Origin of the sequence: Flavobacterium macrobrachii (assembly GCF_014486675.1) — a bacterium.
Classification (GTDB): domain Bacteria; phylum Bacteroidota; class Bacteroidia; order Flavobacteriales; family Flavobacteriaceae; genus Flavobacterium; species Flavobacterium macrobrachii.
This window is the reverse complement of sequence record NZ_JACTAC010000045.1, coordinates 1-20,348: the sequence shown is the minus strand read 5'-3', so window position 1 is coordinate 20,348 and position 20,348 is coordinate 1. Positions and strand designations below refer to the sequence as shown.

The window sequence follows — 20,348 nt, the reverse complement described above, 5'->3', positions numbered from 1 at the left end:
TCATGGACGAAAAAAGCATAAGAAATGAGTTATCAAAAATTTTAGTTGATGACCCTACCAATTACAGTAAAATACTGGAATTATCCTCAAAATTGTCAAGTTTTGATAACGAAAATGTTCGCTTTAGTGTTGATGCAAGTGTTATTGATAGACTCGGTACAGAGTTGGTAGCTAGACATGAGACCGCAGTATCTGAATTAATTAAGAATTCTTATGATGCAGATGCAAAATCAGCTTCACTAAATTTCTTGAATGTTAATTCTATTGGAGGTACTTTAATAATTGATGACAATGGGAATGGCATGACGAGAGACCAATTAGTTAATGGTTTTATGAAGATATCTTCTACGTCAAAAATTCATGAACCTGAATCTCCAATTTATAAAAGAAAAAGAGCTGGTAAAAAAGGAATTGGAAGATTCTCAACTCAACGATTGGGTAATAAATTAACAATTATAACCCAAACGGAAAATTCTGACTTTGCACTCAAGGTGATTGTAGATTGGGAAAAATATAAAAGAGATGGCGACTTAATATTTATAACTAATAAAATACAAGAAGTTCCTAAAACGAAAGATAAAGGCACGTCATTAATTATTGAAGAACTTCGTGAATGGTGGTCAGATTCAATGATAAAAAGAGTATATAGATATGCAATTGATATTTTACAACCTTTCCCATTAGCTGAAATAGTTACTCAAGAAAGCGATGAAATTAAAGATCCTGGTTTTGAGATAACTTGTTTAAAAGATGGTTTTGAAATTGCAGATCAACAATCAATGTTTTTTAAACATGCTGTTGCAGAAATTGAAGGACATATTGATGAAAATGGTAAAGGATATTGGGATATTAAAAATAGTCATTTACCAAATGTAAATACCTTAAGTCATCAATATTTTAGTAAAGATGATAAAATTCCTGATTTGAAATACGAATATTTAAAAGATGTAAAACTCAAAGCCTATTATTATATATTTAATGTTGGTTTAATACCTAAACAAAGTGAAAGTTATATTAGAAGTATATCAGATGAATTTGGAGGAATTAGACTTTATAGAAATGGATTTAGAGTATTACCATATGGAGAACCTCAGAATGATTGGCTTGGTTTAGATGAGTCAGTAAGGAAAAGAAAAATACTTGCTGTACATGGTAATAATAATTTTTTTGGATTTGTCGAAATTGGAGGTCAAAACAATAATTTTGATGAATTATCTAGTAGAGAAGGACTATTTAGAAATGATGCATATGATGAGCTTACCAATTTTGCTTATAAAGTAATTAGTTCGGCTGTAACTAGAATTGCTTCTAGTAGAGGGATAAAGGTGACCACAGATCAAAAGGATTGGGATAAACAGTATTCTCGAAATCCAAAAGACACAATATTAGATACTGCAGACGAATTGGATAAAATTGCAGATGAATTAGAAGCTTTAGAAAATGAAAAATCTTATAAAGAATCTAATAAAAATGAAAGTAATGATAAAAATAAAGAGCATTCTAAAGGAAAAGAGAGAGCAGAAGAGTTTAGAGAAAAAGCACAACAATTAAGACAAGCTATTGAAAGTATTGATGAACTCAATATGATTAGGGTTCTTGCTGGTCTTGGTCTAATTATAGGCGAATTCACCCATGAAATAACAAATTATTTAGGAGCTTTTGATATTGATATTCAATATATCATTGATAATATAGACAAATCACAAGAAGAATACAGAAGGGCGATAAGATTAAAGAGCACTTTTGATTCTTTTCAAGTTTATACTTCTTACTTTGATGAAACAATTTCACAAAATGTCAATCAAGAATTGAGACCTATAGAAATTAGAGATGTTATAAAGCCTTTTGTAAAAACAATTAGTCCTGATACTGAAAGATGTAATATTAATTTAGAGCTTGACATTGAAGGATACGAATTATTTACTTGCAAGATGCACACATCAGAATGGGCATCAATACTATTCAATTTATATAGCAATTCTAAAAAAGCAATTAAAAGAGCAAACATATCAAATGGTAAGATATTAATAAAAGCAGGAAAAGAGAATGGGAATATTTTTGTTGAATTTATAGATAATGGAGATGGTATTCCATTAGAAAATAGAGATAAAATTTTTAATGCTTTTTTCACAACATCTAGCCCAAAAGGACATAAATCTTCATCTACTGATGATTTAACTGGTACAGGTCTAGGTCTTAAAATTGTTAAAGATATTATTGAAAGTTATAATGGTGAAATTTCATTAGAAAATGCACCAGATGGATTTAAAACCAATTTTAGAATAATAATTCCAATTGCAACAAAAGAAGAAATTGAAGAATATGAAATATAAAGTATTATACATCGATGATGAAACATCTCAAAACAGTCAAGCTTTTGCTGATGGCTTGTCAAGTCAGAATTTAATAGAGATAGCTATAAAACTGCCAACAAAATTTGAAGAGTTAATTAATGAATTAATTGCTGAACAAAAAGACATTGATGCATTGATTCTTGATTTAAAACTTGATGGTAATCAACAAGGAAATAGAACAGCAACATATACAGCACCAAGTCTCGCAACAGGAATTAGAACTAAATGTTTCGCAGAAAATGGTTTTGAAAATGAATTTCCAATTTTCTTGATATCTAGTACTAATAATTTAAAAAAATATTACGATTCAGATACTTCAAGCCATGATTTATTTGACTATACTTTTTATAAGACTAGCATTGCGCAAAAAGGAAAAGAATATGAATTATTGATTACCTCTATAACACACGCATATAAAGCTATTCAAGAAAATAAAACAAATTTTAATACTTTATTGGGATTGTCTGCTGATAGCGAAATTCCAAATAAAGTTTTTACTACTAAATTTCTATTAGGAGACGGTACATCTATTTCTGAAATTTCGCAATATATTTTTAACGAAATAATTTCTAAATCAGGAGTTTTAATTGATGAAACCATTTTAGCAGCGAGACTAGGAATCAATTTCAATGAATCAAGCGACTGGTTGTCTTTAATTGAAAATTTAAATGACTATAAATATTCTGGCATATTTAAAGATTCATTTAATAGATGGTGGTCACATGATATATTAAATTGGTGGAATTCAAATTTCCCTAAACCTCTTATTCAATTAACAGCTTTAGATAGAGTTAACTTATTGAAAGAAAAATTTAAGCTTGACAATTTAGTTCAAGCTCAACAAATACATAAAACTACTAGTACTAAGTTTTGGACTGTATGTCAAGCATATAAATTGCCATTAGACCCAAAAGATGGTTTTTTATTGGATGGCAATCTAATGCATCCCTGGCAAGACAAAAGATACCTTTCTTTACATTCAATCCTTGAGAGAGATGCTAAAGAACTTGGCCTATTTATACACCCAGCAGAAAAGGAAAGATTAGAAGACATTAAACAAGTTTATAAATAATGGCAGTTTCAAATAACACAATGAAGTATAGAAGAAAAATAGCCTCTGACTTGAGAAAGCTAACTTCTGTTCTTTACACATATTTTCCAACAGCAGAAATAGGGTCTTTTGAAAGTGCAATAACTGAACTTAATAATAAAGATTTAATTCCTCAAGTACCCTATAAAGAATCAAATAGCAACTTTTGGGGATATAATTTAGGACGTCTTATTTTTAACTTTGATAGTGTACCACGTCATACACTACCAAATAATTGCAAAGATTTAAAACTCATTCTTGATATTAAAATAGTTGGTAATAGTAATAATTTATACAGTCTTCAAGACCCATTTGAGTGGTTAGAATTTAATATAGTTATTGAAGGAACTAAGTTTAGTGAAGAAGGAAATTCCCAATTACTTACATCATATCATTTAGATAAGCATATTATAGTAGAAGGAGATGAAGAAGCAGAATTTCCTCATCCAATTTACCATTTTCAATTTGGTGGTAGAAAGCTAGCATCTAATGGAGAATTATTTGAAACAGGGAGTTTGTTAGTTTTTGATAGTCCTAGAATAGGACATTATCCGATGGAAGCTATTCTAGGTATAGATTTTATGCTCTCTAATTTTTTTCCAAAAACTTGGAGAAAAATAAAATCTGAAAACAATGAATATATAAATTTAATAGAGGAATATCAAGAATTGTTTTTAAAACCTTATATACATACACATGCAAGTCAATGGAATTATTCAGCTGCGGACATAAATATTAATAATTTTTGGTGTCCTACAATGATATGTCCACAATTATATAATTCCTAAACGTTAAAAGTTGAATCAAAACATAATCAAATATTTAGAAAAGTATTCGTCTGATACTAAAGATGTGAACCGTCTTTTAGTTTCTTCTTTTTTAAGTATAAATAAAATATACAAAGTAAATAACGTATTTATAAATAACTATATAATACATAAAGATGAAGAACTTGAACAATTAGATGAATTTTTAAAACTTCTAAATAAGGAAGTTTTTGATATTGAAGAATTAATAGAGTTTTTTGAATTTGTAATCTCTCCTAAAGATAAAGAGGTAAACGGTGCTGTGTTTACTCCAGAATATATAAGAAAGTATATAGTTGAAAACACTTTGAATAATCAAAGTAAAAAAGATAGTAACAATCTGAAGTTTGGAGATATCGCATGTGGTTGTGGTGGTTTTTTTAAGACTATTACAGAAAGTTTAAAGATTAAAACTGATAAAACTTATTTTAATATTTACAAAGACAATATTTTTGGATTAGACATTCAAGAATATAGTGTTGTCAGAACAAAAATTTTACTCTGTTTATTAGCAATAATTAATAATGAGGATTGTGAAGAATTTCAATTTAATTTATATTGTGGGAATGCGTTAAGCCATGATTGGAATATTGATGAACAAATAAAAAAAAATAATGGTTTTGATATTATAGTCGGTAATCCTCCTTATGTAGGAGCTACTAAAATTGATTTAGAGACAAAAAAGTTATTAAAGAACTGGAATGTGTCTAAATCAGGTAAATCAGACTTGTATATTCCTTTTTTTGAAATTGGTCTTGAAAACCTTAAAGAAGACGGAATTCTGGGATATATTACAGTAAATACTTTTTATAAAAGCTTGAATGGAAGATCTGTTAGAAGTTATTTTTCTAGAAATAAATTTGATTTTACAATAATTGACTTTAGAGGGGAACAATTATTTAAAAACAGATCTACGTATACATGTATCTGTTTAATTTCTAAGCTTCAATCTACGACAGTTAAATATACAAAATCAAATAGTAAAGATATTTTTTCAATTAAAAAATCAAACTTTATAAGTATTCCTTATTCTGAACTGAATGATTTTGATGGTTGGTTTTTAATTGATAAAAAGACAAAAAAAATAATAACCAAAATAGAGTCTACTGGTCAAAAATTAGGTAATAAGTTTGAAATCCGTAATGGTTTTGCAACATTAAAAAATAATGTATATGTATTCACACCAACTGGACAAAATGATGAATTTTATTTTATGTCAAAAGATAAAATTGAATATAGAATTGAAAAAAGTATTTGTAGAGATGCCATTAAACCAAATACTTTAAAATTAGCTTCAGAAATTGAAAATCAAACTGAAAAATTAATTTTCCCATACCTAATAGAAAACCTAGATACTAATCTTTTCAAAGAAAAGAAACAAACACTAAAAATTATTGATGAAAAAACTTTAAAAAGTAAATATTCTAATACTTACAAATATTTAAAAACTCAAAAAGAGATTTTATCAAAAAGAGATAAGGGGAAAAGAGAATATGATGAATGGTATGCTTTTGGACGTAACCAAGCATTATTAATATCTGGTTATAAATTGTTATTACCTTACATAACAAACGAACCGTGTTTTGTCTATACAGAAAATCAAGATTTACTATTTTATAATGGATATGCAATAATTTCTGATTCATCAGAAGATTTACTTGTGTTACAAAAAATATTGATGTCAAAAATATTTTGGTTTTATATTGAAGCTACAAGTAAACCTTACGCTGGGGATTATTTTTCAGTAGCTAAAAATTATATCAAAAATTTTGGTTTATGCGATTTAAATGAGAATGAAAAAAGACAATTATTAAATTTGACTGATATAAATGAAATTGATAAATTCCTTCTTAATAAATATAATATTGAATTAAATTAAAGATTTCTATTGCCACTCCTTCCCAACGCTCAAAAAGTTTTTGTATGCCAGAAGTTAATCGCTCCGATAGATAAATGATGCAAGGCAACAAAAACTTTTCCCAAAGCTTCTTTACATAATGTGGCATTATAGTGCATAAAGACCAATCCTGCTACTAATCAAAATCACGGATGCACTATAATAACATTATGTAAAAAAGCCGCTCACCCAACGCTCGTGCCAGTGGCTCTAGGACAACTTTTTTTGTAGCTCCCATCGCATCACCCAGCTACAAAAAAAACCGTCCTTCGCCACTGTCTTTAAGAACATTCACCATTTCATAGGAATAGTTTCGGTTACCATTGCTTTTATGAACGTTCACGGTAACTGTTTTTATCAGCTTTGCGTTTAAATAGGAAGTGTTTTCATTGCTTTTGTAAGTTCTAAAAATGGCTTTAACTTTTAATGATTTGCCTGTGGTAAATCCATTTTTAGAACCCACAAAACCAAAATCCCCAGTAAGAGTATCATTTTTTATTTGCCAAAAAACTAGCAATAATTGCTCCAGCGAAAAAGCTGATGCCATACCATTTTTAAGATAATCTGCCGAATACTGAACACTGCGACTGCCATCTAAATTTCAAACATCAGCTTTTCCACTAAAGCAATCAGAAACATCCCAGTAAGCAAATAAAAAATGATACTCTTACTCACGCTACTGCCACATCCCACTTGGTAGTATAATGCATTGTTTTTTGAAGATGCTTCCCATTTTCAGCACAACATCCAACTAAATTGAAAACTTCCATTTCATAGGACGATTAAGCATCCTCAAAAATCAAACCGTAAGAAAGAGTATCAAATTCTTTGGCCGGATGAATAGCTTTTTTATTTTCTATTTGGTTTATTCATCCATCCAAAGAATTTGATACCCTTTCCGAAGACGTCTATCTTTCAAATCAACTTTCAATACTTCGGATAAAATCCGATTAAACAAGGATATCTGATTGGAAATAGCCAACTAAAAATAAAATTCCGATTTCAATAAAAATGGCTATTCTCAATTTCCGATTAAAAAACAAATAAAAAAGAATTGAAAATTTCAAAAAAAAATAAATAAAAAAAGGAAGCAAAGATAAGTTCCAGGTATTCAAAAAAGCAAGTTCAAGCCCTGCGGGTTTCAGAAAAAATCTCCACCCAAAAAGTTTCAAAAGATATTCATTCTGATTAGACGCTGACGATTTAAATCACGTATCGGGTAGTATTTTTTCTGAAAAACTTGCTTTTTTGAAACCTTCCACTTGGACGAATGGCTTTCTTTTTTTCTTTTTTTTCTTTTGAAATGAATATTCTTCGCTTCCAATTAAAAAATAACATTTGGCGAAAAAAATTTTAATGGGCGGAGCGTAGCGAAGCACATCTGCATTCATCAGAAACTCAACAGGAAATTAGAAGAAAACCTAATTTTTAAATCCGAAGCCATGATGAATTTTATCGTTAAAACCCACAAGAAAGATACAATCTACAACAAACCTCACTTTTTTGTTTTAAACAAAGGAATGAATAGCGGAAAGCCCCAAAATGAGCCATTCACAAACAGTTTCGTAATCATATTTGATAGTGAAACTGATTGCGAAAATATTTTTTGGATTGCTTATAGCTTGTGGAAATCTAAATTTTGGCACCAGCATTTAGTAGGCTCTGTCATTTCATTTTTACGTCTTCCTGATTTCAAAAGAGAGTTTTTTCCAAAGTCAAAGCTTTTGATGGATGAACACGAAGCACATTTGAAGCATGTTGAAGCTTTAAAACTTTTGGAATCAAAAGAAAAACAATTTCACGAAAACATCAATTTAATCAACGATATGCGTAGAGTTATTGTGCATCGCTATTGTAACAGATAATTTATTTATAATCCTTAAAATCAATTCTATGAGTGTATTTCTATTATTTCAAACCGATAGTTGGAAGTCAAAAGCATCAAGAGTGTTCTTTGTAGCTTTTGATAGCAGAGCAAAAGCATTAGATTATGCAAAATACAATGAATTATTTTGGTATAATTCCGAAGTTGTTGTCATTGAGGTAATTCTCAATCAATTTGGAGAAGTTTAATATTGAAAATGCCTAGTTTTTAGCTAGGCACTTTATTTTTTTATACATTCATAAAAATTAAATCGCTTTTTAAATTTAATTTCCAAGTAAACCAAGATGTTTGAAACCAACTTCCTTTTTTTTCTTTGATGAAATTAAATCGTTTACTTGGTATCAAAACCTGGACTTTGTGCTGCTGAAACATTTCGCTTCGCTTTTTGCCTTCCAGAGTTGTTATAGGGAGCAACATCATAAAAGGTTTGTCCAATTCAAATGCTCTTTTCAAGAATTGATCTTTCAAAGAATAAGGAGGATTGGTTATAATCAAATCATACTGCTGAGGTTCGTATTCAAAAAAGTCCAAACCATCTTTTATATGTGATTTAATTACTTCAAAACCATTAGCTTTTAAAACAGTGACTATTTCACTATTCTCAATGGCGGTGCATTCCCATATAATTTTAACAGTATAAGGAATATAAGGAAGAATGCACTCTACAGCTTCTTTTGGTGTGTATAATTCGTCAAAAGCACCTCTTTTGATATAATCTATTTTGTTTTGTATCATAAAGTTATTTTTAAATAAAAAAGCCCATTCCTTTCGGTTTGGGCTTTCATTTTGTTTAACCCAAAGGTCACCACAACTAGGGCTAAACTTATTTTTTGTGCTTCTTATTTAAGCTTTTAAGCAGTAACGAAATCGTATAACTGACAACAGCTCCAACAGTAGCCAAAACAACTGTTTTAGCAATATCATCAGAAGAAAGATTGGGTACAATGCTCAAAAATGTGCCTCCAGCAGTTCCCATCAACGTGGGATTATTTGCTGTCATCAGTTGTAGTAAGCTGACTTGCAGCTGACAAAACTCCTCCAGCCACTGCAACATAACCACCAATGGTAGTTACAATTGCAGGTAATGCAATTGGAGCAGCTAAAATAGTTCCACCAACGGTAGCTAATGCCAACCCAACAGTTCGAAGCACTTTGAAAAATTTTGGTGTGGGAGCTTTTGCTCTATTAATGATTTTTTTCATAATTACGTTTTTTGTCATCCTGTAAAGGATCTATTGGATAATTAATTCAACACTTTCTTTATTGTCCAAAGCTTTGTAAACAAAGTCTTTTAGCTTCATAAAAGCTTTTCTCGACATCAAACCTAAGCCAGGTCCAGAAAGTTTAGTAACAGGAGCAATACAGCCTTGCAATTCCTTTTGAGCATTATTGGCAGGATGAAAAAGAATGAACTTTCTATTCGGTACATCCACCAATTCCAAATGCCATTTGTATTTTGCACTGTATCGCTTTCTAATAAAATATTTCCCTTCCGGAATGCAGGAAACCTTCGTTTCGTTCATCTTCCACGGCAATTCAATGGTGTTACAAATCAATTTGCCTTCGCATTCGAGTTTACCATTTGTTCCTTCAGGGAAATAAGTTCTAGTTAACCAAATAACCATTACACGCCACTATCAACTTTCGCAATCGATAATGGGTTAAAAGCACCATTTTTCAATGGATACATTTGCCCATTAATCTCTTGGTAGAACTCAACACCTAAAGCCAAAAACAATGGCTTAGTTGAGTTAGCTGTAACCGCATTCACTTGGTTAATTGGAGCAGTAGCAGTTCCATCCCAAGGCAAAATTGCCGTTTCAGAAGTAGCTACCACATACGTTTCAGCTTCAAAATCAATTTCAGCTCCACCAGAAATGATTTTGTAGTGAGTAGTTCCACTTGGAGCAGCAATCATATTCGCAGGAATAAATGATGCCAAATCCACAGTAATTTCTCCAGCAACACGGTCAATAGTTGCCACGAACGGAGCAAACAGAGTGGTTCCAAGCTTACCACGAATATTGAATTCAAAACCAAATAACAATTCAGCTTCTCCATCAATTACGTTTCGCAAACCACGTTCACTAACAGTATCTGCTTGGATAACTTTAACCATCGCTTGCGTCAAAAGACTAACCATTCTACTATCCGCAGAATTGATTAAAAGCGGTCTCAAAGCTGTTCTAAGCATTTTTCCTGCTTTACCAGCTCTACCAAACTCGGAACCATTTTCACGAGTTCTTTGAAACGCAGGATCACTTGCAATTCTACTAGCGTCAATTCCGCCTTTTTCTCTTGCCAAGTGACCATCTTGCGTCTTGTAAAAAGTAATATCTCCGATAGTACCTTTCAATTTAATTATGCCTTTCTGTCTAGCCATAACTTCAAAATTTTGTTAAACATTCATCTAAAATCTCCTTCATTCTTTCAATCAGTTGCAACCACATTTTGAATGATTAAAGCAAAGTTTACAAAGCATTTCACTAAATAAAAAGTAACAAGTGTACCATATGTCCAAAATAGACACAAGTGTCTTAAATGAACATAAAAACACAATAAATAAGTATGAAAAATTATAACTAAATTGCAAAAGATTTTCTGCACGTCAGAAGTATAGCATAGCTATATCAAAGGTATGGATAAAGTATGAAATTGAATAATCAGAGGGTTTGCATCTATCCGAAGGACATACAACGCATAACAGGCAAGAGTTATCGTCAAAGTACTAGATTGATGAAAAAGATAAAAATAGACCTCAACAAGCTCGAAAATGAGTTTCTAACGATTGAAGAGTTCTGCACATATAGTGGCATAAAATATGAACAGGTAACTCACCTGATTTTTGGTTAAAATTGAAAAATACTTCAGTCAGATTTTAATCAAAAAAGACATCTCTAAACGCTTAAATAACTAGTTCAATTTTTGGTCTTGATACTTTAATATTCAAATATTTATCCTTATATTTGACTACTTTGAATTTAGAATAATAGTAACCTTATAAAAGAGGTGTCAGTCGAGGTGTCACTTAAATTTAATGCTTTGCGAAGTATTGATTTTATTGATGATTTTTGTAGCAGACAATTCCCTCTTTCTCCGCCAGCTGGAAAGCAAATTGAATTAAAACCCTTAAAATCGTATGATTTTAAGGGTTTTTTCTTTTTATCACATATCAAATTATTCATTCATTCGTGAACCTAAAGGGATAAAATCGGTTACCCTAAACAATCCAAATTTTGGGTAACCGATTTTTATCTCAGACTAGTATCCACAAGGCTTTACAGCCAGTTCAACAACCAGTTTAAAAACTGTACATCTTGTGGATTAGTCATATTGAAGTTAAATTTAATAACAACTAAAAAGGTCACCACAATGAAAACAAAAGTTTCAATTCTCTTTTATGCAAAGAAAGCGAAAGCAGCTGCAAACGGTTTAGTTCCTATCTACACCAGAATTACAATCAACGGAAAACGTATAGAGTTAAGTACAAACCGATTTGTAGAAATATCCAAATGGTCTACAGAAGTAGGTAAAATGAAAGGTAGTTCAGAAGAAGCTCGTTCAATAAATAATCACCTTGATTTACTAAAAAGTCAAATAAGAGATGCTGAAATGGAATTAATCCATAAAAAGATAACTGTAACTACCGAAACAATTAAGAGCAAACTGTTAGGAGTTGATGAAAGAGCAAGAATGCTCGTTCCAATCTTCCAAGACCACAACAACAAAATAAAAGAATTGGTTGGTAAAGAATACGCACCTGGAACATTAGAACGCTACACTACTTCATTGAAACACACTATTGAATTCATGCAGTGGAAATACAATGTTTCCGATATCGATATTACAAAAATTGATCATGCTTTTATAACCGATTATGAATTTTGGTTAAGAAGTGTTAGAAACTGCGCTAATAATACAGCAGTTAAATACCTTAAAAACTTCAATAAAATTATCAAGCTTTGTTTGGCCAACGATTGGCTCGATAAAAACCCATTTGCAAAATACAAATCAAAAGTTAAAGAAGTAGAAAGAGTTTATCTTACTGAAGCTGAAATCAAATCTATAATTGAAAAAGATTTCAAAACAGAAAGACTTTCGCTAGTTCGCGATATCTTCCTTTTTAGCTGCTTTACTGGTTTGGCATATATTGATGTCAAAAACCTAACAAAATCTCATATAAGCTTAGGTATTGACGGCGAGAAATGGATATTCACTCACAGACAAAAAACAGAAAGTGCATCCAAAATTCCAATCCTTCCTGTAACTCAAATGATAATTGATAAATACGAAAATCATCCGCAATGTATTAACGAAGACAAACTACTTCCTATCCTATCCAACCAAAAGATGAATGCCTATTTAAAAGAAATCGCTGGAGTTTGCGAGATAGAAAAAGAATTAACTTTTCATATTGCTCGACATACTTTCGCAACAACCGTAACTTTAACTAATGGAGTTCCTATTGAAAGTGTGAGCAAAATGCTTGGACATAAAAATTTGAGAACTACTCAGCATTATGCTAAAGTTTTGGATAGAAAAGTGAGTGATGACATGAAGATTTTAAGAGATAAATTTATTTTACAAGAAAACAATCAACTATCAAGAATATCAAATTAAATTTTCTTTCCTATATGTAGATGGAGTAAATCCTTTCTTATTCAAAAAAACTCTGTTAAAATAACTAAGAGTTTCAAAACCACAGTCAAAAGAAATTTGACTTATTGTTTTTTCTGATTGAACTAGCAATCGGCAGGCTTCGTTTATTCTTAATTCGTTCAAATAATCAGAATAGGTTTTACCTGTAGCTTTTTTAAAAAATTTACAAAAATTACTTTCGGTCAAATGAATTAGATCAGCTACTTGTTTCAGTGATATTTTTGTGTAAAAATTGTTTTGAATAAACAAACAGACTTTATTAATCCGTAATTCACTTTTTTTTGAAAGAACGTTATGAAAAGTATTAGGTGCTATAAGTCTTGCTTGTTCTTTAGATAGTAAATCTAAAATTGATACAAGATTTAATATCCTGTCCACTCCTTTACTTTTAGTTAAGTCAATTATTTTAGAAAATATTACCTCACTAGCTTCAAAACTTATTCCTCTGAAAGAGTTTTTAAGCATATCATTAATTAAGATACTTTCATTAAAACCTAAAAAAGATGAAATAAATTCCATTGAAAACTGAATAACAACTGCATCAGAATAATCATTACTATCTAACTTCCCAGACCATGTATGTGGTAGATTACTACCCAATAAGACTAAATCACCATCAGTGAAATTTTCATAGGTATTGCCAACTATTCTATAACCATTTCCTTTGATGATATAGGTCAACTCATATTCCGGATGATAATGCCATTTAAATTCAAAAAAAGGAACTTGAAAACGATAAGCATAAAAGCTTGAGTTACCTTTTACCGATGGAATGTCCTCTAACTGTGCTTTCATAGTATATTATCAACTTATCATATAAAACTTATTCAAAAATAATTCAATATAGTGTCATAATCTAACAAATTAATGTTAAATCTATCCAAAATGAATGAATAGTTTTGAAATTCATAAAGTAGTCTGAAAATTTTCAAATAATTATGTATTAATCTAATAAGTTAATAATACGATGCAAACACTTCCAAAATCAATAACCGAATTTCTTGAATTGCCTTACTCACTAAATCAAGAACAAATTAATTTCTATCAAAAAAATCGATTTATAAAACTAAAAAATGTATTGAATACTGAGACAGTTCAGTTTTTCAATACTGTCATCACTGAGCAGGTTAATGTTATGAACCAAGAGCAAACAGCACTCGAGGAAAGAACAACCTATGGAAAAGCATTTCTACAATTATTCAATCTATGGTTAGAAAATTCTATTGTTAAAGAATTAATTTTCAGTAAAAGAATAGCAAAAATCGCTTCCGATTTAATGCAAGTAAATGGAGTTCGCTTATATCACGATCAAGCATTGTTTAAAGAAGGTGGCGGTGGAATTACACCTTGGCATGCCGACCAATACTATTGGCCTTTAGAAACCGATAAGACCGTTACCGCTTGGATACCATTACAAGCAACACCACTCGAAATGGGTCCATTAGAATTTAGTGCAGGAAGTCATACTATAGTAGAAGGGCGCGAATTAGAAATTGGAGACGAAAGTGAAGAAATCATCCAAAAAAAACTACGTGTTACTGATTTTAAGCATGTGATTGAACCATTTGATATAGGTAAAATTAGTCTTCATTCGGGTTGGGTATTCCATAGAGCTGGTGCAAATATTACCAACGATATGAGAAAAGTTATGACCATTATTTACATGGACAAAGATATGATTTTGAAAAATCCCGAAAATAAAAATCAAATACATGATTGGGAAACATGGTGTCCAGGAGCAAAAGTTGGTGAAATTATTAACTCACCTATAAATCCAATATTATATTCAAAATAAGATGAATATAAAATACATCTGTACCTACTGGGGTTGTGAAAATCAATCTGCTAAAGAATTCCTGTCCAATGTAGTGGATAATGATTACGATGGTGTTGAGATAAATTTTCCCAATGACGATAATTTCATAGCTGAATTTATTGATGAATTGGAAAATATACGAAATACAACTAATAATGAGTTCATTTTCGTTGCCCAACAAGTATTACCCAATAAAAACGAAACAGTCAATGAATATGCAAAAAGAATTTCTGAACGATTAGAGTTTTTAACATCTTTAAAACCCAATTACATCAACTCTCATACCGGAAAAGACTATTATGAGTTTAGTGATAACTGTAAAATTATAGAATTAACGGAACAAATTTCGAGGTCATCAGAAATACCTATTTGGCACGAAATCCATAGAGGTAGATTTTCATTTCATTTAAAAACGCTATTAAAATACCTTGATATCTATCCTAAATTAAAATTGATTGCCGATTTCTCACATTTCTGTGTGGTATCAGAAAGCTATTTACAAGACCAAGAAGATCTATTAACCAAAATATATCCAAATATAAAACACATTCATGCTCGTATTGGTTTTGAGCAAAGTCCACAAGTAAATAATCCTTTTGCTCCAGAATGGAATAGTTACTTAACACAATACTCAAATTGGTGGGAAGAAATAATTAGCATTCAAAAAAAAAGAAAATTAGATACAATTACGATAACACCCGAATTTGGTCCATTTCCTTACATGCCTCAAGAACCATTTACAAAGAAACCTCACTCTAACCAATGGGAAATTAATCTTCAGATGAAACATTATTTACAACAAAACCTTAAAACCAATGGATAAAAACAACAAAAATTACATTCTTTTTATCGCTTTAAGTGCAGCACTTGGAGGTTTACTATTTGGATATGATACTGCGGTAATATCAGGAGCAATCGGTAATTTAACTGAGTATTTTCATCTAACTCCAGTTGAAACAGGTTGGGCTATTTCAAGTGCATTGGTAGGTTGTTTAATTGGAGCTTTCTTCTCTGATTACTTAAGTAATAGATTTGGTCGAAAAGCAACAATGATAATAACAGCAATTCTCTTTATTCTGAATTCAATCGGAACTGTGTTACCAACATCCTTCACAATGTTTGTAATATTCCGAATTGTTGGTGGAATTGGAGTTGGAATTGCGTCAATGGTTGTTCCAATGTATATTGCCGAAATTGCTCCGCCAAAACGGCGTGGTGCTTTGGTCGGAAATTACCAGTTAGCCATTGTAATTGGTATTGTTGTGGTTTATTTTGTGAATTACCTTATTGCCTTGCAAGGCGATGCTAATTGGAATTTGAACATCGGATGGCGTTGGATGTTTGGCTCTGAAATTATTCCTTCTATTCTATTTCTAATTTTTATCTTTCTAATTCCAGAAAGTCCTAGATGGTTGTTTCAAAAAGAGAAACATGAACATGCTATCCTTGTATTAGAAAAATTAAACGAACCAGAAAATGTTGCTCAAGTGAAAAATGAAATTCAAAATTCATTACAACAAGAAGACAAAGGTCAGTGGAAAAATCTAGTTAATCCTATATTTAAAAAAGCATTATTTGTTGGTATCGGACTTTCCATTTTGCAACAATTAACAGGTATAAATGCAATATTGTATTATGCTCCTGAAATTTTTAAAAGTCTAGGTAGTTCTGCAGATACTTCACTTTTAGAGACTAGTATTTTAGGAGTTGTTAATTTAATATTCACTTTATTAGCAATAAAATGGGTTGATAAAATGGGAAGAAAACCATTGCTTTACATCGGTTCTATAGGAATGACCATTTCGTTAGCAGCTGTCGGATTTTTTATTTATTACGATGCGGTTGGAAATTGGGTTTTACCTTTCTTACTGTTATTTATGGCTTCATTTAGTATTTCTTGGGGACCAATTGTGTGGGTTTTATTATCTGAAATTTTTCCAAATAAAATAAGAAGTTTAGCTTTGGCAATTAGTGTTTTTATCCAGTGGGTTGCCAATTTTGTTGTTACACAATTTTTTCCGAGTTTAGTCGAAAACCAATGGTTAAAAGATAACTTCAATGGTGCATTTCCTTTTTACTTGTTTTCTATAATTTGTTTGTTATCATTCCTTTTTGTGTGGAAAAAAGTGCCAGAAACCAAAAATAAATCGCTAGAAGAAATGGACACGCTATGGAAATAAGAAAAACTACATACAGTTTATTGATGTTGCTATACATTCTAAATGTTAGTGCTCAAAATAATTCCAAATTTGTAAATACTTTTATAGGAACAGATGGTACTGGACATACTTTTCCTGGTCCATCATTACCTTTCGGAATGGTACAACCCGGACCAGATAATAATGTTGCTGGCTGGAACCACACGAGTGGTTATCAGTACAAAGACACTTTACTTTTAGGTTTTTCACAAACTCGTTTTAGCGGAACTGGCATTGGTGAAATGGGAAATATTTTATTGCTTCCATTCAATGAAAAAAAACTAAAACTCAAGAATAGTTACTTCAAAAATACAGAAAAAGCGAGTGTTGGATATTACACATTAACGAAAAAAGACGATATCAAAGTTGAACTCACTTGTTCCGAAAAAGTTTCTTTTCATAAATATACCTATCCACATCAAAAAGCAAAACTGTTGTTGGATTTTCAACACGGATTTCAATTTTTAAACGACAGTTTGGTTTTAGAAAGTGACATACATATAGAAAACAATAGTACTATTTCAGGATATTGCAAAACCAAAGGTTGGGTAACCAAAAAGTATTTCTTTACTCTCAATTTTGAAACGCCATTTATTGCATCTAATGAACTTCCAAAAGTAAAAAAGCAAAATGCACCTAAATATATTTTAGATTTTCAATTGCCAAAAAATAGAATTTTGCAACTAAAAATTGCTTTGTCAACAGTAAGTGTTGCAGGAGCCAAACAAAATTTGAAGTCAGAAATTCCGCATTGGAGTTTTGAAAAAGTAAGACAAAATGCCGAAAAAGTTTGGAACGACTATCTCAATCGAATTGACATTGAAGCACCGCAAAAACAAAAGGAAATTTTCTATACTTCGTTGTATCATTTGCTATTACAACCTTCTAATATTGCTGATGTTGACGGAAAATACCGCGGTGCAGATGACAAAATAAATACCGCACCCAATAAAGAATACTACTCCACTCTATCCATTTGGGATGTTTACAGAGCTGCCTTTCCGTTACTTCAAATTATTGCTCCTGAAAAAATTGACGGAATTGTAAATACAATGCTTTTGCATCACAAAGCCGCAGGATTTTTACCTATTTGGACGGCTTGGGGTCAAGACAATTATTGCATGATTGGCAATCACGCCATTCCGATGATTTTGTCAGCTCACAACAACGGATTTGATGGTTTTGATACAAAAGAAGCACTCAAAGCCATGTTAGAAACTTCAACCAAAAGTCATATTAATTCCAATTGGGAACTCTACAATCAATATGGCTACTATCCATTTGATAAATTAGATAATGAAGCCGTTTCCAGAACCTTAGAAAGTGGTTATGACGATTGGTGTGTGGCGCAAATGGCTTCCTTTTTAAACGATGAAAAAACGGCTACTATTTTTAGTAAAAGAGCCAATTACTATAAAAATCTTTTTGATCCTGAAACAAAATTATTTCGAGGTAAAGATACCAATGGCAATTGGAGAACTCCGTTTGATCCATTAACAGCAACGTCACCCATGAACAATCCTGGCGATTATACCGAAGCCAATGCCTGGCAGTATTTTTGGACACCTGCACAATACGACATCGATGGTATGAAAAATCTATTGGGCGGATCAACAGCATTCACAAAAAAACTCAATGATTTCTTCACTATTGAAAGTTTAAATCCAAACAAATTTTTAGGTCAAGAGGCGATGATTGGTCAGTATGCTCACGGCAACGAGCCAAGTCATCATATTGTTTACTTGTATGCGTATTCAGAAACACCAAAAATCGGACAAAAATACATTCATAAAATCATAAACGAATTTCATAACAACACACCCGACGGAATGATTGGAAACGACGACTGCGGACAAATGTCGGCTTGGTATATTTTATCATCCTTAGGATTTTATCCTGTAAATCCGGCTAATGGAAAATTTGTTCTTGGTGCTCCACAAGTTAAAAAAGCTACTTTGCATTTAAAGAATAACAAAACTTTTACGATGGAAGCAACTAATTTTTCCTCAGAAAATGTGTATCAAGAAAACCCAAAACTAAATAATGTCTTATTATCAAAACCATTTATAACCTATTCAGAAATCATGAGTGGTGGCACACTAAATTTTCAAATGACAAACAAATAATAAACGTATGAGAACTATATATTTAATAGTAGTAATTCTAGCTTCTTACACTATGAATTCACAAGAAACAAATACAAATAAAATCGAAGAAAAATATCAAATATTACCTTTTGGAAGTATAAAACCTTCGGGTTGGTTAAAAACACAAATGCAAAAAGACGTTGATGGCTTTGTGGGCAATCTGGATAAATTAGTGCCTGATTTAATCAATGACCCAATTTACAGTTCTGGAAGATTACACAAAAATAGCGAAGTGAAAGATCTTGGAAACAACAAGGAGGGCGACGCCGAGGGAAGTGAACAATACAAATGGTGGAACAGTGAAACCCAATCCAATTGGTGGGATGGATATATCAGAAATGTAATTTTATTGAACGATAAAGTAGGACTTAAAAAAGTTAAAAAGTACGTTCAAGGAGTTTTAAAAAGCCAAGATAAAGACGGTTACATTGGTATTTATGACAAAGATTTGCGTTATCAATTCAACTCAGAAAATGGCGAATTATGGTCGAAAGCAACCCTATATAGAGGTTTACTAGCTTATTATGAATACACAAAAAATAAGAAATTGTGGAACGCTATTGTGAAAGCGGTTGATAATGTAATGATCAATTATCCTATTGGAACATCCAGTCCTTTTTCATCCGGTACAGCATTCAATGGTGGTGTGTCCCACGGATTGACTTTTACCGATGTTTTGGATAAAATGTATCAAATCACTGGCGAAACAAAATATACCGATTATGCGCTGTTTCTATATCAGGATTTTAGCAAAACCTATCAATCTGAAAAAGATGTTCAACTGAGTAATATTTTAAATCCAAACTACAAATTGCAATCGCATGGCGTACATACGTATGAGCATTTGCGACCATTAATCGTTGCTGCCTATGCAACAAACAATATTGAATTACAAAAAGCATTACAAATCTATATTCAAAGAATTGAAAAAACTACAACGCTTACTGGTGGTGCCATTGGCGACGAATGGATTGCTGAACGAACTGCTGATGCAACTCATACAGGTTACGAATATTGTTCTTTGCAAGAATTATTAGATAGCTATACCGTTTTGTTTCAAAAACAAGGAAATCTAAAAACGGCCGAAGCTATTGAAACTATTTTCTACAATGCAGCTCAAGGTTCAAGAAACCCAAATCATTCGAGTATTGCCTATCTAAAAACCGATAATTCTTATGAAATGGAAGGTACAAAAAATGGTGAAGTGGAAGCCAATAGAAAACAAACACGTTATAAATATTCACCAGCTCACCAAGATGTGGCGGTTTGTTGCAATCCAAATGCAGGAAGAATTACACCTTACTTTTTAGAAAAAGCGTGGCTAAAAGAAAATGAAAACACATTAGTTAACGCACTTTTAACGCCTAATATAGTAAAAACCAAAATCAAAAATCAAACCGTAAAAATTGAAACGATTACCGAATATCCATTTCAAAACAAATTCACATTCAAGATTTCAAATCTTAAAAAAAGTGAGTTTACAATTAAAATAAAAT

The 20,348-nt window shown here is 31.4% G+C and carries 19 protein-coding genes; 12 read left to right on the top strand and 7 right to left on the bottom strand.

Features of this window, described 5'->3' with window-relative positions; genetic code table 11:
* The first annotated feature begins 2 nt into the window (after positions 1 to 2).
* Genes IAI56_RS10555 through IAI56_RS10540 form a run of 4 tightly spaced genes read left to right on the top strand, consistent with a single transcriptional unit; the run spans position 3 to position 6,129 of the window.
* Positions 3 to 2,333: a sensor histidine kinase gene (locus tag IAI56_RS10555; protein WP_187657840.1), complete on the top strand. Its 2,331-nt coding sequence runs from the start codon at positions 3 to 5 to the stop codon at positions 2,331 to 2,333.
* Positions 2,323 to 3,426 carry a hypothetical protein gene (locus IAI56_RS10550; RefSeq protein ID WP_187657839.1) on the top strand — a complete coding sequence of 368 codons (1,104 nt, stop codon included), beginning with the start codon at positions 2,323 to 2,325 and terminating at the stop codon, positions 3,424 to 3,426. The genes IAI56_RS10555 and IAI56_RS10550 overlap by 11 nt, the downstream gene beginning before the upstream one ends.
* Positions 3,426 to 4,232, top strand: a complete 807-nt coding sequence (locus IAI56_RS10545) for a hypothetical protein (RefSeq protein WP_187657838.1) — start codon at positions 3,426 to 3,428, stop codon at positions 4,230 to 4,232. Before IAI56_RS10550 ends, IAI56_RS10545 begins: the two co-directional genes overlap by 1 nt.
* 10 nt (positions 4,233 to 4,242) lie before the next feature.
* On the top strand, positions 4,243 to 6,129 hold the full coding sequence (locus tag IAI56_RS10540) for an Eco57I restriction-modification methylase domain-containing protein (RefSeq protein WP_187657837.1): 1,887 nt from the start codon (positions 4,243 to 4,245) through the stop codon (positions 6,127 to 6,129).
* Between the two features lie 268 nt (positions 6,130 to 6,397).
* Here the strand turns inward: IAI56_RS10540 and IAI56_RS10535 are convergent, their stop codons facing one another.
* Positions 6,398 to 6,694 (bottom strand): hypothetical protein, encoded by a 297-nt coding sequence (locus IAI56_RS10535; protein WP_187657836.1) that lies wholly within the window; start codon positions 6,692 to 6,694, stop codon positions 6,398 to 6,400.
* An 895-nt stretch (positions 6,695 to 7,589) separates the two neighbouring features.
* Between IAI56_RS10535 and IAI56_RS10530 the strand changes: the two genes are divergently transcribed.
* Both IAI56_RS10530 and IAI56_RS10525 read left to right on the top strand, forming a co-directional pair.
* Positions 7,590 to 8,012 (top strand): DUF6943 family protein, encoded by a 423-nt coding sequence (locus IAI56_RS10530; protein ID WP_045968901.1) that lies wholly within the window; start codon positions 7,590 to 7,592, stop codon positions 8,010 to 8,012.
* A 28-nt stretch (positions 8,013 to 8,040) separates the two neighbouring features.
* The gene (locus IAI56_RS10525; protein WP_187657835.1) at positions 8,041 to 8,220 is read left to right on the top strand and encodes a hypothetical protein; all 180 of its coding nucleotides are present in this window, start codon (positions 8,041 to 8,043) and stop codon (positions 8,218 to 8,220) included.
* Positions 8,221 to 8,260: 40 nt separating this feature from the next.
* Here the strand turns inward: IAI56_RS10525 and IAI56_RS10520 are convergent, their stop codons facing one another.
* The 5 genes from IAI56_RS10520 to IAI56_RS10500 form a co-directional block, all read right to left on the bottom strand.
* Entirely contained in the window at positions 8,261 to 8,767 is a 507-nt protein-coding gene (locus tag IAI56_RS10520; protein WP_187657834.1) for a class I SAM-dependent methyltransferase, read from the bottom strand.
* A gap of 88 nt (positions 8,768 to 8,855) precedes the next feature.
* A complete protein-coding gene (locus tag IAI56_RS10515) occupies positions 8,856 to 9,032 on the bottom strand; it encodes a hypothetical protein (RefSeq protein WP_169929272.1) in 177 nt (58 codons plus the stop codon).
* Complete coding sequence (locus IAI56_RS10510) at positions 9,019 to 9,234, bottom strand: hypothetical protein (RefSeq protein ID WP_187657833.1); 216 nt, start codon at positions 9,232 to 9,234, stop codon at positions 9,019 to 9,021. Before IAI56_RS10510 ends, IAI56_RS10515 begins: the two co-directional genes overlap by 14 nt.
* Positions 9,235 to 9,264: 30 nt before the next feature.
* On the bottom strand, positions 9,265 to 9,657 hold the full coding sequence (locus IAI56_RS10505; RefSeq protein ID WP_187657832.1) for a DUF5675 family protein: 393 nt from the start codon (positions 9,655 to 9,657) through the stop codon (positions 9,265 to 9,267).
* Entirely contained in the window at positions 9,657 to 10,415 is a 759-nt protein-coding gene (locus IAI56_RS10500) for a hypothetical protein (protein WP_187657831.1), read from the bottom strand. The genes IAI56_RS10505 and IAI56_RS10500 overlap by 1 nt, the downstream gene beginning before the upstream one ends.
* A 989-nt stretch (positions 10,416 to 11,404) precedes the next feature.
* On the opposite strand from IAI56_RS10500, the gene IAI56_RS10495 reads away from it, so the two are divergent.
* On the top strand, positions 11,405 to 12,652 hold the full coding sequence (locus tag IAI56_RS10495) for a site-specific integrase (protein ID WP_187657830.1): 1,248 nt from the start codon (positions 11,405 to 11,407) through the stop codon (positions 12,650 to 12,652).
* Here the strand turns inward: IAI56_RS10495 and IAI56_RS10490 are convergent.
* Positions 12,644 to 13,486 (bottom strand): AraC family transcriptional regulator, encoded by an 843-nt coding sequence (locus tag IAI56_RS10490; protein WP_187657829.1) that lies wholly within the window; start codon positions 13,484 to 13,486, stop codon positions 12,644 to 12,646. The genes IAI56_RS10495 and IAI56_RS10490 overlap by 9 nt on opposite strands.
* Before the next feature lie 172 nt (positions 13,487 to 13,658).
* Between IAI56_RS10490 and IAI56_RS10485 the strand changes: the two genes are divergently transcribed.
* The 5 genes from IAI56_RS10485 to IAI56_RS10465 all read left to right on the top strand — a co-directional run.
* Entirely contained in the window at positions 13,659 to 14,486 is an 828-nt protein-coding gene (locus tag IAI56_RS10485; protein ID WP_187657828.1) for a phytanoyl-CoA dioxygenase family protein, read from the top strand.
* 1 nt (position 14,487) lies between these two features.
* Complete coding sequence (locus IAI56_RS10480) at positions 14,488 to 15,330, top strand: sugar phosphate isomerase/epimerase (RefSeq protein ID WP_187657827.1); 843 nt, start codon at positions 14,488 to 14,490, stop codon at positions 15,328 to 15,330.
* On the top strand, positions 15,323 to 16,687 hold the full coding sequence (locus IAI56_RS10475; RefSeq protein ID WP_187657826.1) for a sugar porter family MFS transporter: 1,365 nt from the start codon (positions 15,323 to 15,325) through the stop codon (positions 16,685 to 16,687). Before IAI56_RS10480 ends, IAI56_RS10475 begins: the two co-directional genes overlap by 8 nt.
* On the top strand, positions 16,678 to 18,831 hold the full coding sequence (locus tag IAI56_RS10470) for a GH92 family glycosyl hydrolase (RefSeq protein ID WP_187657825.1): 2,154 nt from the start codon (positions 16,678 to 16,680) through the stop codon (positions 18,829 to 18,831). Before IAI56_RS10475 ends, IAI56_RS10470 begins: the two co-directional genes overlap by 10 nt.
* A gap of 7 nt (positions 18,832 to 18,838) precedes the next feature.
* Positions 18,839 to 20,348 (top strand): beta-L-arabinofuranosidase domain-containing protein (locus IAI56_RS10465; RefSeq protein ID WP_187657824.1); only part of this gene is annotated, 1,510 nt, incomplete at its 3' end.